Genomic DNA, 13,417 nt, shown 5'->3' on the forward strand with positions numbered 1-13,417 from the left:
ATTATATCGTAACGTGATATAAAAATGGCGTGCCGCGCACTGTTGCGGGTATCCGGGATGTTTGGCCGATCGACGCAAGGATCTAAGGTAATCGGGATAACGAAATAAAAAGGCGCAAAAAACCGCCGGTGCGCGACATGTACCGGCGGTTTTTTGTCGGCGTTGCCGCGCGCGTTTAAACCGTATGGCGCGGTACGCCGGCCATCGGACGGGCATCGCCGGGATGAGCATTCGGCAGGCGTCGGCCGTGGTCAGCGGCATTGCGCGTGGGTGCGGGCACATGATGCTGCGCCTGGCGCGGTTCGGGATGCGGCTGCGGGTGCGCGCCGGGGCGCGGCATCGGATGCGGCATGCCACCGGGGCGCGCGACCATTTCCACGTGCACGCGCGCGTGAGGCGGCGCGGCGCGCATCGGCGGCGGCGCGAGGTAGGCGTGCTGCATCGGCAAGTGGCCTTCGTGATGCGCCATCACGTCGCGCAATTCGGCGCGGCGATGGAACACTTCGGCGCGCAGATCGCCGCGGCCGTAGTAGTGGCGATGACGCTGCCCGTCCGGGCCCACGAACCAGATATAGGTCATGCCGCCGATCACGACCACATCGCGATCGAGCGCCACGCTAACGTAGGCATCGTGCGGCTCGGGTATATAGGCCGGTGCGGCCACGACGGCGGGCGGCGGCGGCGCGGCCACGACGACCGGACGCGCGGGCGCCGCCACGACCTGCGTATGGGTCACGCAGCCCGAAAGCAGCAGCGCGATAGAAAGAGGGACGACGGCCGCGAGCGCGGCGAAAGCGCCGGATTCTGGTCGGGTAATAATGGCGCGCGTGTTCCCGTTCAAGCGTGGCTCCGTGAGAAGGTTGATTGCTCAACCGGTTAACGGCACCAACGAACGGAGGCTTGAGAGAAAAGAGTGCGGCGTTAGAGGGGTTTGGCCATTTCGGTGGTGCCGCCCCAACCGAGTTGCAGATAGAGATCGCGACCTTGCTCGGTGGCATGCAGGATGGCGTAGCGGATGCCGCGCCGCGCGAATGCCTCGTCGGCGAGTTGCATGATCTGGCGGGCCAGGCCGCGCCGCCGCGCAGGCGGCTCGACATAGACGTTGAGCACATAGCCGCGCCGGTCCTGCCCGGGGTGAGCGGGATGCGGCGGCCAGTCGATCTCCATCAGGCCGATACCGGCGACGGGCGCATCGGCGTCGCTCAAGACGAAGCCGAAGTAGCGCCCATCGGCAAGACGCGGGGCGAGCCAGAGCCGGAAGTGCTCGGTCATGGTGGCGAGCGTGGCGGGATCGCGACCCGCTTCGCGGAACATCGCCTCGCGATGGCGGCAGACGAGTTCGAGATCGCCGCTGTCAAGGGCGCGTGCTTTTACGTTCATGTGGAGTCCCCGTTCGATCGAGGTCGATCGAAAACGATCGACATGAAGCGGCGCGCACCTCAGCTCGCCCTCGTGCCTTCGATTTCGCGCAGGATTTCGTCGAACGGCGCGGGTTTGACGAGATGCCGGTCGAAGCCGGCTTCGGTGGTGGCCTGGCGGTCGCGTTCCTGGCCGTAGCCGGTGAGCGCGATCAATTGCGTGTGCGCCGTGGCGGGCAGCGCGCGCATGGCCTTGGCAAGCGCATGACCGTCCATGCCGGGCAGACCGATATCCAGAATCGCCACATGCGGCACGAAGCTTTGCGCGATCTCCAGCGCGCTGGGGCCGTCGTGGGCCACGCGCACGTCGTGACCTTCGAGTTCGAGCAGCATCAGCAGCGAAGTGGCCGAATCCACGTTGTCGTCGGCGATCAGCACGCGGCGTTTGTGCGAAGTTGTTTCGTTATCCATATTGTTGTTGTCTGTTGAGGCGTGGTCGGTTGCCGGCCCGCGCACGATGGGCAGTCGCACGACGAATTCCGAGCCTTTACCGAGTCCTTCCGAATAAGCGCTCACCGAGCCGCCGTGCAGCTCCGCAAGTTCCTGCACCAGCGCGAGACCGATGCCGAGCCCCCCATCCGCGCGCTTGACCGCGTCGCGCGATTGCATGAAGAGGTCGAACACATAGGGCAGCTCGTCGGCGGCGATGCCGATGCCATTGTCGCGCACGCCGATCGCCACTTCCTCGCCGTCGGTTTCGAGACGCAGAGTCACCGTGCCGCCGATAGCCGTGTATTTTGCCGAATTCGACAGCAGATTGCTGATGATTTGTGCGACGCGCATGGCGTCGCCCCTGACATGGCAAGGCCCAGGCGCCATCGTCAGGACGAGTTGCTGCTGTTTGGCGTCGAGTATGGGGCGGCTCGTCTCCACGGCCACTTCAACGATCTGGCGCAGATCGAGCGTTGTCATCTGCAGGGCGATCTTGCCGTGCGAGATGCGCGAAACGTCGAGCAGATCGTCGACGAGGCGGCCCATATGTTCGACCTGGCGGCTCGCGATCTGGCGCGCATCGGCGCGCCCGGCGTCGCTTGCGCCGTGGCGCGGGTCGAGCAGTTCGATGGCGTTGCGGATCGGCGCGAGCGGGTTGCGCAACTCATGCGCGAGGGTGGCGAGAAAGTGGTCCTTGCGGCGGTCGGCGTCGCGCAAGGCTTTTTCGGCGGCGTAGAGGCGCAGCAGCGCGCGCACATTGGCCACCAGTTCGGCGGGATCGACCGGCTCGGTCAGATAGCTGTCCGCGCCGCCGTCGAGCGCGCGGATCTTGTCGCGTGCCTGCACGGCCGCAGCCGAGGTCTGCAGCACCAGCGTGGAGTTGGTTTGCGGATTCTGCTTGATGAGGCGGCACACCTCGATGCCGCTGATGTCGGGCAGCTTCACGTCGAGCAGCACGAGCGCGGGCGCCTCGTCGCGCACCGCGTCGAGCGCGCCCTGGCCCGTGGCCGCTTCGATCACCGCGAAGCCCGCGTGGCGCAGTACGCGTGACTTCACGTAACGCGCGCCTTCGTTATCGTCGACGTTGAGAATGAGGGTGGCGAGGCTCATGATGCGGCGCCTCCCGGGCTGGTCCGTGCGCCGCTGGCGTCGCCGCCTGCGTCGGCGGCTGTGTCGGCAGCTGCGGCGTCGGCAGGCGTGCCGCGAGCGTGCCCGGCGAGCCGCACCGGCAGCTCGACGTAAAAGGTCGAGCCCACGCCCAGTTCGCTTTCTACGCCCACCTGGCCGTCGAGCAGCGCCGCCAGCTTGCGGCACAGCGGCAGGCCAAGACCGGTGCCCTTCGCGCGCTGTTGCAAACGGTTTTGCACCTGAGCGAACTCCTCGAAAATGATGGTGTGATGCTCGGGAGCAATGCCGATGCCCGAATCGGCGACAAAAAAGACTATGCGCTCGCCATGCGCCTCCAGCCGCGCCCCCACGCGGATCTGGCCGCGTTCGGTGTACTTGAGGGCGTTCGATACAAAGTTGCGCAGGATCTGCGTGAGCTTCGGCTCATCGGTATAGAGGCGCGGCAGGCCCGCCATCGAGGCGAATTCGAGCGAGACGTGCGGCGTGGCGAGCAGCGGCATGAGCATGGTGCGCAGCGCCGCGAACAGGTCGGCGGGATCGAACCACGCGGGCGAGACCTCGGTCTTGCCGGCCTCGATCTTGGCCAGATCGAGCAGATCGTCCACGGTCTCGCCCAGCGTTTCGGCCGAGGCGAGGATCAGCTTGACCTGGCGTTCCTGCTCGGTGCCCAGATCGCCGTCCAGGCGGTTGAGCAGCAGATTGGCGAGCGCGCGGATCGACGAAAGCGGCGTGCGCAACTCGTGGCTCATATTGGAGAGAAAGCGCGACTTCATCAGATCGGCGCGGCGCAGTTCCTCGGCGCGTTCGTCGAGTTCCGCGTAAAGCGCGACCACGCCGCGATTGGTCGCCTCCAGTTCCTGGGTCAGACGCGCAAGTTCTTCCTGGCGTTCGCGCAGTTCATCGAGGGTGGCCACCAGTTCGCGGTTTTGCTGCTGTACTTCGGCGAGCGAATCGGCCTGCGGCGCGAGCGCGGCCACGCCGTTGACCACGCGCTCCAGTTCGCTGCCGCGCAGCGCGGCGCGCTCATGCGGCAGATAGCGCGCCATCGCCACGGTGGTGCCTTGCGGCGTCGATTCGATTTCGAAGCGGTCCATCAGGCGGCGGCTGCCGACGATGCCCACGCCCATGCCGCCGGGTGAGCGCCACGTGCCGTCGAGCACGGCGTCGAGCTCGCGCAAGCCCTGGCCGCGGTCGCGCACGACGATCTCGAAGGCCTGCGGCGCGCAGGCCGCATCGAAGCCGAAGCTCACCTCGCCGCCGCCCGCATATTCGAAAGCATTGCGCGCGATTTCCGACACCGCGCTGGCGATGCGCGTCTGATCGAGCCTCGAAAAGCCGAAGCCCGCTGCCAGATCGCGTGCGCGTCGCCGCGCCACGACGACGTCCTGGGCGGTTTCAATGCGGATGCGCAGCAAAGGCGTGTTCATGGGTCAACTGTACTCCCGGCTGCGCCTTGACGACGACGACGGTGGCGTCGTCGCGGCGGCGCGAGAAGTCGCGGTAAAGGACGGCGGCGATCACCACGGCGCTCTGATGCGCAAGCCCTGGCCAGGCGTCCAGATCCCAGCGCGTGCCCACGCCATCCGAGTGCAGGATCAGCGTGCCGCTGTCGCGCCAGGCGAGTTCGAACTCCTGGGTGCCGCGCATCGTATGGCCGACGATGCCGTTGCGCGAGACGATCTGATAGCTCGAACGCATGTCGCCGGGCGTATCGGCTGCGCTGCTGCCACCGCTGCCCCCGCTGCTTCGAGGCGTCGCGCCATGTCCCTGTGCCCCGTGATTCGGCTTGCCGGTGCCATAGGCCACCGCCGAAATATTGCCCGTGCCGCAAAAGCTTACCGTCGAGCGTACGAGGTCGAAACGCGCGAGTGCGAGCGCCGCGCCGCGCGTGGGGCGCAACGCCGCGTGCGAAAGTTCCATCAGCGCGCCCGGCGTCAGGCCCGGGCGCTTTCTCAGCACTTCAAGCGCGGCGGCGGCGGCGACATGCGCTTGCGCACCGTGGCCGAGACCGTCGGCCACCGCGATCGTGAAGCCGCCCGGATCCGCCTGGGCCTGCCAGCCGTCGCCGCACACGTCTTCGCCCGGATACGGCACGCACACCCCGCCGATTTCGGGCGCGGGCCGCGCCGGGCGCGGCCCGCCGGCCTGCTGCACCAGCACGCGCAACACCGTGCCGTGGCCCGGCTGCGACCACAGCGCGAGCTGATCGGAAAGCCGGTTGATCGCGCCAAGGCCGGTGCCGGGCGTGCCCGCCGTCGAATGTCCATCGGACTGCGCGGCGCGCACGTCGGCGATGCCGGGGCCGCGGTCGAGCGCGATCAGCTCCACGCCGCGTTCGAGCGCGCGCACCAGCAGTTCGCCGTGGCCCGCATGCTTGAGGATATTGGTAGCGGCTTCGGTCAGCACGATCGCCAGCCGTCCGGCGTCGGTCGCGTCCAGACCGGCCAGATGGGCGGCTTGAGCCGCGCCGCGGCGCGCGAACGCCACGCTGCTCGCGTCGCCGATCTCGAAGGAGCGATGCGTGCCGCCGGCCAGGCCGGAGGCGCCGTCTAGCGAACTTTCCATTTTGTGATAGTGACTGTGGTGCCCATGCCCGGTGTGGAGTCGATCGTAAAAGCGTCGCACAGGCGCCGCGAGCCGCCCAGCCCGAGCCCCAGGCCGTTGCCGCTCGTGAAGCCGTCCTGCAAGGCGCGCTCGACATCGGCAATGCCCGGCCCGTGATCGACAAAGGTCAGTTTCAGTCCCACGCGCACGCCGCTGCTGAGCGCTTCGAGCCGCACCTCGCCGCCGCCGCCATACTGAAGCGTGTTGCGCGCGATCTCGCTGGCCGCCGTGACGAACTTGGTCTGCTCGATCAGCGAAAAACCCAGCGCGATCGCCTGGTCGCGCACGGTCTGCCGCAGCCGGACGATTTCCTCATCCGAGCGCAGGCTCATTTGCGCGAGCAGCCGGGCGGGCGCGGCGTCGTCGCTCATGAAGGTGAGCAAGCGCTACGCCCGACGCTGCGAGAGCAGCGCCATGCCTTTTTCGATGTCGAGCGCGGTGCGCACGCCATCGAGCGTGAGACCCAGTTCGACCAGCGTGATCGCCACCGAAGGCTGCATGCCCACCACGACGGTCTGCGCATCGAGCACCATCGCCATTGCCGCCGTGTTCGAAATCATGCGCCCGATGAACGAGTCGACCACGTCAAGCGACGAAATGTCGATCAGCACGCCCTTGGCCGACTCCTTGACGATGCGGGTCGTGAGATCGTCCTGCAACGCGATCGCGAGGCGGTCGTGCATGTCGACCTGAATCGACACGATCAGGCAGTCGCCCAGACGCAGAATCGGAATGCGTTCCATCGTGCGGCTCCAGGGCTCAGGCCGTGGCTTTCGGCTTGACGATCGTCGAGCCCGTGCGCTGCAGCGCGATCACGAAGGCGTCGGCGAGCGTGGACTTGGTGATGACGTTGGTGAGATCGACGCCCAGATGCACGATGGTCTGGGCGATCTGCGGACGGATGCCGCTGATGATGCAGTCCGCGCCCATCAGGCGCGCGGCGGCCACGGTCTTGAGCAGATGCTGGGCAACGAGCGTATCGACGGTCGGCACGCCGGTGATGTCGATGATCGCGAGGCCCGCGCCCGTATCGACGATCTTCTGCAACAGGCTTTCCATCACTACCTGGGTGCGCGACGAATCGAGCGTGCCGATCAGCGGCAGCGCCAGAATGCCTTCCCACAATTGCACGACCGGCGTGGACAGCTCCAGCAGTTCCTCCTGCTGGCGCGCGATGATCGCTTCGCGGTTCTTCTGGAACACCTCGGTGGTGTACAGGCCCAACTCGTCGATCAGCATATTGACGGCCCAGCTTACCTCCGCGAGTTCGGCGGGATTCGTGAAGCTTTGGCGCAGGCGCGCGTAGAGCGGCTGCTTGAGCGAGAACACAAAGGTGGCCGTTTCCGCGGGTGTGAAGCCCTGGCGCGCACGATGGGCCGACATATCGGCGAGAAACACACGCACCGGCTCCCAGTCGGGGCGGCTCGCGTCGAGCGTATCGGACTTCGCGAGCGTGTCGAGAAACGCCTTCAGGAAAGTCGAAAACTGCTCGCGGATTTCGGCTTCCATGGCGAGGCCGCGGCGCAGCGCAATCGGCAGATGCAGGCGGACCCAGTCGGCCAGCAGGGCGTCGCGATGCTGGTTCAGGACATCCGCGAGACGAGTCCGTTCGGGTGGGTTCATGCGATCTCCTCTGCGCGGTGACGTTCTGGATTGGGCTCTGGAGCGATCTCGATTTTCGAGACGGAACCGCTGCACCTTACACCATTGTCGTGATTGAAGCTATTACCCATGCCGAAAAAGATCAGGAACGCGAGAGGGCATTTCGCGCCGCTCAGGGTCGAGGCGCTTCTCGCGCAAGCCCATATTGGGAATGGGTTTCACGCTTTTTCACGGTGTGCTTGTAGTTTTTACAGGGTTGATGGTGGAAACGTCGCTGCCGGATTGTTCGGACTTACGTGCGGGAGCACACGCTGTCAGGCTGGAGCCGCTCGCTTGTCGGATTTTTTCGTGGCTGGCTGCGTTGGTACAGAGATTGCTCTAACTAAACCGCCACACACAAAAACGAGGAGAGGGGTGCCAAATGAAGATCGATCCGGTTGCACAGGAATCGACGCCGGCAAGTTTCGCAGGGGCGAATGCTGGGACTACCGCGGGGGCCACGTTAGCAACGCCGCAAGCGCTGGAGGACGAGGTCGCTGGGGAAGAGGCAGGCCTGCGGATACTGTCGAGGTTGTCGTACTGCGTGGCCTGGCTGTTTGGGCTGGAGGCTTTCTTTATGGAGCCTGAGGCGGCGGCCGGCGCGCAAGCAGTTCAAGGTTTTGAAGGGAGGAGGCGCGATTGAAGCGCCGGGACGGCCGGCGGGGCGTAATTTTTGTTACACCTGCTGGCCGTCACCTGATGGATTGGCCGCCTTGCGGGTGCGCCCGACTCCACTGCACTTGCCCGGTTTATGCCGGGTGCCTGTAACAAATTCGCGGCATGTGTAACGTAACGTAACAGCTCTGCGGGGCTGCCGCGTGGCGTAACGCCGTGCGCGGTTTCCCTTTTTGTTTTTCATCCCCCATGAACGGAAAGATCTGGAAGGCGTTGAAATGCGCGCGGCGCGCGAATGCTTTATAAAAGGGGCGAACGTCAGCCTTGAACACCGACCGAGCCCGCGCATGAAGAACTTCGTGAATTCCCTGCTTTTCGCCACGCTGCTTACCGCCGCCACGGGCTTGCTTGCCCACAGCGCCAGCGCCGCGCCGCAGCCCGTCGACCAGTCCGACCCGCAGGCGCTGATCAAGACCGCCACCCAGCAGGTGCTGGACGAAGTGCGCACCCAGTCGATCGCCCCCGACGATATCCCGCGCATTCGCAGCATCGTCGATCGCGACATCCTGCCGTATGTCGATTTCCACCGCACCACGCAGCTGTCGATGGGCCGCCACTGGCGCACGGCTACGCCCGCACAGCAGCAACAGGTCATGGAGCAGTTCCAGCTGCTGCTGATCCACCTCTATTCGGGCGCGCTCGCCCAGCTCAAGCCCGATCAGCAGATCGAATACTCGCCCATGCGCAATGCCCCGACCGACACGGACGTGGTCGTGCGCACCCTGGCGCAGACGAGCGGCAAGCCCATCGAGATTGATTACCGTCTCTACAAGACGCCGCAGGGCTGGCGGCTCTATGACCTGAACGTGCTGGGCGCGTGGCTGATCCAGACCTACCGCGCGCAGTTCAACGAGAAGATCCAGGAGGGCGGGGTGGACGGCCTGATCCAGTTCCTGACCGCGCGCAACCAGCAACTCGAAGCAGGCAAGCCCTGACGCGCGCTTGCACGCCCCCTTTCTCTGACGGCGCGCATGCGATACGCTCGCGCCCGGCATGCCGCTTGCCCTGCACGGCTGACGCCTCGCTTTGTGACGGCGGACTGCGTGGCTTAGCGAGGCGAGCGGCAGCCGTAGAAGAGCGCCAGGCTGTCAATACCCGACCGATTTCGCCCGTTGCCGCCCATCGCGCGCAGCGCGCACTACTCTAAAGGCAGGTGCGCCCCGATGCGCGAGCCCTATCCTCCCCACGAATCCGATGACCGCTCAGGTCGCGATGGCCGCGACCGCTTCGCCATGAATTTCCCGCTTCCACCCGAGCGGCCCAACGCAGGCCAGGCCGGATCCGCGCAAGGCGCCGCCGACAGCCGCCGCAATCGCGTGTTCCCGCCGAGTACGCCGACAGTCCACACGCTCGCTTCGGTCATCACGGGCGTGGCGGTGGTGTGCGGCCTGTACTTCGGCAGCGCGGTGCTGATTCCCATCACGCTGTCGGTGCTGCTGAGCTTTCTGCTCGCGCCGCTCGTCAACGCGCTGCGCCGCTTGCGCCTGCCGCCGTTTCTGGCGATCCTGGTCGCGGTGCTGACGACCGTGCTCGCGCTGGCCGGCGTAAGCGCGCTGATCGCCGCGCAGGTCGTACAGCTTGCCGCCGATCTGCCGCAGTACCAGGAGGCCATCGAGCAGAAGATCGAGACGGTGCAGGAAAAAACCGTGGGCCGCGCCGATTCGCTGATGACGCGCGCCGCCGCCGCACTGCAGCGCGTGACGCCCACGCCGCCGCCCGCGCCGCCGCAGCCGCGCGGACGCGCCGCACGCAACCAGCCCCAGCAGCCGATGCCGGTGGAAGTCCACACGCCCGCGCCCACGCCGATGCAGCTCGCGCAGAGAGCCTTCGCGCCGGTGATTGCGCCTCTGGAAACCGGCTTCATCGTGCTGGTGGTGACGATCTTCATCCTGTTGCAGCGCGAAGACCTGCGCGACCGGCTCATCAGCGTGTTCGGCTCCGACGATCTGCACCGCACCACCACGGCCATCAACGACGCATCCGAGCGCCTGTCGCGCTACTTCGTGGCCCAACTGGGCGTGAACGTGTCGGTGGGCGCGGTTCTCGCGGTGGGACTGGCGGGCATCGGCGTACCGGGGGCGCTGCTGTTCGGCGCGGTGGCGGCGCTGCTGCGCTTCGTGCCGTACATCGGCATCTGGATCGCCGCCGTGTTGGCCACGTTGCTGGCCGCCGCGATCCAGCCGCAATGGACCATGGCGGTGTGGACGCTGATCTTTTTTATCGTCGTCGATGTGGTGGCGGGCCAGTTCGCCGAGCCGATGCTCTATGGCCGACGCTCCGGCCTCTCGCCGCTCGCGGTGGTCGTGGCGGCGATCTTCTGGAGCTGGCTGTGGGGGCCGATCGGCCTCGTGCTCTCCACGCCGCTGACGCTGTGCATCGTCACGCTTGGCCGTTACGTGGATCGCCTGAACTTTTTGACCATCCTGCTGGGCGACCAGCCGGCGCTTACGCCCGCGCAAACCTGCTACCAACGTCTGCTTGCCGACGATCCGCACGAAGCGCTCTTGCAGGCCGACCGCCTGCTGGCCGAGATGCCGCTGATCGACTATTACGAGCAGGTGGTGTTCGAGGGCCTGCGCTTCGCGCGCAACGACGTGCTGCGCGGCGTGCTGCCGGCCGAGCAGCTCGCGCGCATCAATCAGGCGCTGCTCGACATCGTCGAAGACCTCGAATCGGTGGACGATTCGCGTCATGCCGCGCGGCGCAAAGGCGAGGAAGTGGAAGTGCTCGTCGAGGTGCCGCACGACGGCCGGCTCGTGCTTTGTGTGCCGGGGCGCGGCGCGTTCGACGAGGTGGTGGCGGCCATCGTCTGCCAGTTGCTGCTGCGCGCGCGCATTCCCTGCACGGCCACCACTTACGACGACGTGCGCAACACCAAGGCGGGCATGGTGGATGCGCTGGACATCCACGCGATTTGCGTGGCCTCGCTCGATGCCGCGGATTCGCCGCCGTACCTTCGCAACCTGGTGCGGCGTGTGCGCGAACGCGCGCCGGACATGCCGATCATCGTCGGCGTGCGGGCGCAGCGTCGCGACGAAGGCATAGGCATCGCCCCCAGCAACGACACCGCCACCCACCTTGCCGCCACGCTGCGCGACCTGGTGGAGGAGTGCGGCGCCGCGATGGTGCGTCAGCCGGAAGCTGCTGCCCGACAGCACCTGTGAGAGCGGTGGCGCGTCGGCCGCCGCGGGGAATGTGACAGTCACGCCGGCGTCACATTCAGGCCTGATGATATGCGCCCTGTGCCCCTGGTTGCGGCATTACTAGGAGACATGAATTGTTGAGCCCGCACGAGTTCGCCACGCTGATGTTGATCCGCCACGCGCCGGAGCAGATCGATATGAACCGCGAGGAACTCGATACCCTGCTTGAACGCCAGCTCGTCGCGCTCGAAACGCGCGCCGAAGGCCTGCGCCTGCCGTCGCTCACGACCGCGGGGCACTCGCTGCTCGAAGCGCTCGGACGTGTCGAGCCCGTGCGCGTCGCGCACGACGATATGAGTTTCGATACGCATTGAGGGCGAGGGGCGATCCGCCCCATGGCGTCGTCAATCGGCCGCCTGTCGCGTTCTTTACGCGTGCCGAGATTGAGAGCATTGCGCAGAGCCTGGGTAGAAAAGGCGTGACATGGCCGATTTCCGGGACGTCGGTGCAGCATCTGCGCGAGCGCGCCCGTTCGAGACCGATGCGCGCGCACCCATTTTCCGCATCGGCATTCCTGCCATTTCGCGCGCCCAAAAAAAATCGCCGGCGGTTGCCCGCCGGCGTTCAATACTTCGACTCTGCATGGTCCCAGAATGAACGGGGACAGGGTATGGTGCGCGGCGCACGGACCGGCAAGTCAGTCGATCCGCTGCCGTGCTCCATAAGTTGATTAACGGTCAACATGAGAAAAGGTTAAATGCGGAAAAACCCGCTCGCTCGACAACCCTGGTTGAGCCGTAATCGGTAAATAAGACCTTCTGGCAAGGCTTAAAACGTTTCCACGCCGTTTCAAGTCCGTTTCAAGTCCGCTTCAACGCCATGCGCGACGCTGCTTTAGCGGCGATCCACCCACACCGTCTGGATGTTGCAGAACTCGTGCATGCCGAAGCTGGACAGTTCGCGCCCGAAACCGCTCTTCTTCACGCCGCCCACCGTCACGCGCGGGTCGGTTGCCACGTCGCCGTTGATGAAGACCGCGCCCGTGTCCATCTGCGCGGCCAGCGCATTCGCACGTTCGACGTCGCCCGACCAGATCGTGCCGCCCAGGCCGAACTCGCTGTCGTTGGCCAGATTGACGGCGTGCTGAGCGTCGCGCGCCACGATGAGCGCCGCGACCGGCCCGAACAGTTCTTCCTTGAACGCGGTCATGCCGGGGCGCACGTCGGCGAGAATCGTCGGCGCGTAGTAGTTGCCCGCGCCTTCGATCTTGTTGCCGCCGATCACGAGGCGTGCGCCTTCGGCGATCGAACGCTCGACCTGGTTGTGCAGCTCGTCGCGCAGGTCATAGCGCGCCATCGGGCCGATGAAGGTGCTGTCCTCGCGCGGCGAACCGATGCGCAGCGCCTTCACGGCTTCGACAAAGCGCGTTTCGAATTCGGCGGCGATGCTTTCTTCGACGATCAGGCGCTTGGCCGCCAGGCACACCTGACCCGTATTGCCGTAGCGGCCCAGCACGGCGGAACGCACCGCTTCGTCGAGATCGGCGTCGGCGAGCACGATGAAGGCGTCCGAGCCGCCCAATTCCAGCACGCACTTCTTGAGCGCGGCGCCCGCCTGCGCGGCAATCGCCGAGCCGGCGCGTACGCTGCCCGTCACCGCGACGGCGGCGATGCGCGCATCGGCGATCACCGGCGCGACGCGCTCGGGCGGCAGGTTAAGCACTTCGAACGCACCTGCGGGCAGGTCGGTGGCCGCGAGCGCATCGCGCAGCAGGTAGGCGCTGCCCATCACGTTCGGTGCGTGCTTGAGCACGTAGGTATTGCCCGCGAGCAGCATGCTCACCGCGCCGCGCAGCACTTGCCAGATCGGGAAGTTCCAGGGCATGACCGCGAGAATCGGGCCGAGCGGGCGGAATTCCTGGCGCGCGACGCCCGCCGCCACCGACACCTCCAGGGGCGCAAGCATGGCCGGGCCGTTTTCGGCGTACCACTCGGCAAGCGCCGCGCACTTCTCGACCTCGCCGCGCGCCTGCGCGATCGGCTTGCCCATTTCGTCCGCGATCATCGTCGCGATGGCCTGCTTGCGCTCGCGCAGCACGTGCGCGAGCTGTACCAGAACGGCGGCGCGTTGCGCGACGGGCGTGTCGCGCCAGGCGCGCGCGGCGCCGGCCGTGCGCACCAGCGCCGCTTCCACGGCGGCTTCGCTGTCGAACGCGTAGGTGGCGAGGAGTGCGCCGTTGGCGGGGTTGCGCGAGACCGCGCCGGTGGTGTCGTGGTTGTCGTGGGTGTGGTTGGTTGTGGTCATGCTGGGCTCCTCAAAGGCAACACGATGATGAATGTGCCCCAGCATACGATCTGGTAATCCTCAGTGAAAGTG

General features: G+C 66.3%; 13 protein-coding genes. 4 read left to right on the forward strand and 9 right to left on the reverse strand.

Features of this window, described 5'->3' with window-relative positions:
- Window positions 1-175: 175 nt before the first annotated feature.
- The 8 genes from F4827_RS09980 to F4827_RS10015 all read right to left on the reverse strand — a co-directional run bounded on the left by F4827_RS09980 (window position 176) and on the right by F4827_RS10015 (window position 7,205).
- On the reverse strand, window positions 176-841 hold the full coding sequence (locus tag F4827_RS09980; protein WP_183724002.1) for a hypothetical protein: 666 nt from the start codon (window positions 839-841) through the stop codon (window positions 176-178).
- Window positions 842-921: 80 nt separating this feature from the next.
- Complete coding sequence (locus F4827_RS09985) at window positions 922-1,380, reverse strand: GNAT family N-acetyltransferase (RefSeq protein WP_183724001.1); 459 nt, start codon at window positions 1,378-1,380, stop codon at window positions 922-924.
- A gap of 59 nt (window positions 1,381-1,439) precedes the next feature.
- Window positions 1,440-2,960, reverse strand: a complete 1,521-nt coding sequence (locus tag F4827_RS09990; RefSeq protein WP_221303645.1) for a response regulator — start codon at window positions 2,958-2,960, stop codon at window positions 1,440-1,442.
- On the reverse strand, window positions 2,957-4,405 hold the full coding sequence (locus tag F4827_RS09995) for an ATP-binding protein (RefSeq protein ID WP_183724000.1): 1,449 nt from the start codon (window positions 4,403-4,405) through the stop codon (window positions 2,957-2,959). Before F4827_RS09995 ends, F4827_RS09990 begins: the two co-directional genes overlap by 4 nt.
- The gene (locus F4827_RS10000; RefSeq protein WP_183723999.1) at window positions 4,374-5,543 is read right to left on the reverse strand and encodes an ATP-binding SpoIIE family protein phosphatase; all 1,170 of its coding nucleotides are present in this window, start codon (window positions 5,541-5,543) and stop codon (window positions 4,374-4,376) included. Before F4827_RS10000 ends, F4827_RS09995 begins: the two co-directional genes overlap by 32 nt.
- Window positions 5,528-5,953 (reverse strand): anti-sigma regulatory factor, encoded by a 426-nt coding sequence (locus F4827_RS10005; RefSeq protein WP_183723998.1) that lies wholly within the window; start codon window positions 5,951-5,953, stop codon window positions 5,528-5,530. The genes F4827_RS10000 and F4827_RS10005 overlap by 16 nt, the downstream gene beginning before the upstream one ends.
- Before the next feature lie 15 nt (window positions 5,954-5,968).
- Window positions 5,969-6,325: an STAS domain-containing protein gene (locus F4827_RS10010; RefSeq protein ID WP_183723997.1), complete on the reverse strand. Its 357-nt coding sequence runs from the start codon at window positions 6,323-6,325 to the stop codon at window positions 5,969-5,971.
- Window positions 6,326-6,341: 16 nt separating this feature from the next.
- Complete coding sequence (locus F4827_RS10015; protein ID WP_183723996.1) at window positions 6,342-7,205, reverse strand: STAS domain-containing protein; 864 nt, start codon at window positions 7,203-7,205, stop codon at window positions 6,342-6,344.
- Window positions 7,206-7,605: 400 nt separating this feature from the next.
- On the opposite strand from F4827_RS10015, the gene F4827_RS10020 reads away from it, so the two are divergent.
- From F4827_RS10020 to F4827_RS10035, 4 genes are all read left to right on the forward strand, one after another.
- Entirely contained in the window at window positions 7,606-7,866 is a 261-nt protein-coding gene (locus tag F4827_RS10020) for a hypothetical protein (RefSeq protein WP_183723995.1), read from the forward strand.
- 319 nt (window positions 7,867-8,185) lie between these two features.
- Window positions 8,186-8,833 (forward strand): phospholipid-binding protein MlaC, encoded by a 648-nt coding sequence (locus tag F4827_RS10025; protein WP_183723994.1) that lies wholly within the window; start codon window positions 8,186-8,188, stop codon window positions 8,831-8,833.
- Between the two features lie 297 nt (window positions 8,834-9,130).
- Window positions 9,131-11,062, forward strand: a complete 1,932-nt coding sequence (locus F4827_RS10030) for an AI-2E family transporter (protein ID WP_183724049.1) — start codon at window positions 9,131-9,133, stop codon at window positions 11,060-11,062.
- Window positions 11,063-11,175: 113 nt separating this feature from the next.
- Window positions 11,176-11,415: a hypothetical protein gene (locus F4827_RS10035; protein ID WP_183723993.1), complete on the forward strand. Its 240-nt coding sequence runs from the start codon at window positions 11,176-11,178 to the stop codon at window positions 11,413-11,415.
- 520 nt (window positions 11,416-11,935) lie between these two features.
- Here F4827_RS10035 and F4827_RS10040 read toward each other — a convergent pair.
- Window positions 11,936-13,345, reverse strand: coding sequence for an NAD-dependent succinate-semialdehyde dehydrogenase (locus F4827_RS10040; protein WP_183723992.1), 1,410 nt, complete (start codon window positions 13,343-13,345; stop codon window positions 11,936-11,938).
- Window positions 13,346-13,417: the final 72 nt, after the last annotated feature.

The sequence above is a fragment of the Paraburkholderia bannensis genome (assembly GCF_014200455.1).
GTDB classification, from domain to species: Bacteria; Pseudomonadota; Gammaproteobacteria; order Burkholderiales; family Burkholderiaceae; genus Paraburkholderia; species Paraburkholderia bannensis_A.

What these genes read in the sequence shown, in the direction of transcription:
- F4827_RS09985 (WP_183724001.1), bottom strand. Translation starts at nt 1,380, where the DNA reads ATGAACGTAAAAGCACGCGCCCTTGACAGCGGCGATCTCGAACTCGTC.
- F4827_RS09990 (WP_221303645.1), bottom strand. Translation starts at nt 2,960, where the DNA reads ATGAGCCTCGCCACCCTCATTCTCAACGTCGACGATAACGAAGGCGCG.
- F4827_RS09995 (WP_183724000.1), bottom strand. Translation starts at nt 4,405, where the DNA reads ATGAACACGCCTTTGCTGCGCATCCGCATTGAAACCGCCCAGGACGTC.
- F4827_RS10000 (WP_183723999.1), bottom strand. Translation starts at nt 5,543, where the DNA reads ATGGAAAGTTCGCTAGACGGCGCCTCCGGCCTGGCCGGCGGCACGCAT.
- F4827_RS10005 (WP_183723998.1), bottom strand. Translation starts at nt 5,953, where the DNA reads ATGAGCGACGACGCCGCGCCCGCCCGGCTGCTCGCGCAAATGAGCCTG.
- F4827_RS10010 (WP_183723997.1), bottom strand. Translation starts at nt 6,325, where the DNA reads ATGGAACGCATTCCGATTCTGCGTCTGGGCGACTGCCTGATCGTGTCG.
- F4827_RS10015 (WP_183723996.1), bottom strand. Translation starts at nt 7,205, where the DNA reads ATGAACCCACCCGAACGGACTCGTCTCGCGGATGTCCTGAACCAGCAT.
- F4827_RS10020 (WP_183723995.1), top strand. Translation starts at nt 7,606, where the DNA reads ATGAAGATCGATCCGGTTGCACAGGAATCGACGCCGGCAAGTTTCGCA.
- F4827_RS10025 (WP_183723994.1), top strand. Translation starts at nt 8,186, where the DNA reads ATGAAGAACTTCGTGAATTCCCTGCTTTTCGCCACGCTGCTTACCGCC.
- F4827_RS10030 (WP_183724049.1), top strand. Translation starts at nt 9,131, where the DNA reads ATGAATTTCCCGCTTCCACCCGAGCGGCCCAACGCAGGCCAGGCCGGA.
- F4827_RS10040 (WP_183723992.1), bottom strand. Translation starts at nt 13,345, where the DNA reads ATGACCACAACCAACCACACCCACGACAACCACGACACCACCGGCGCG.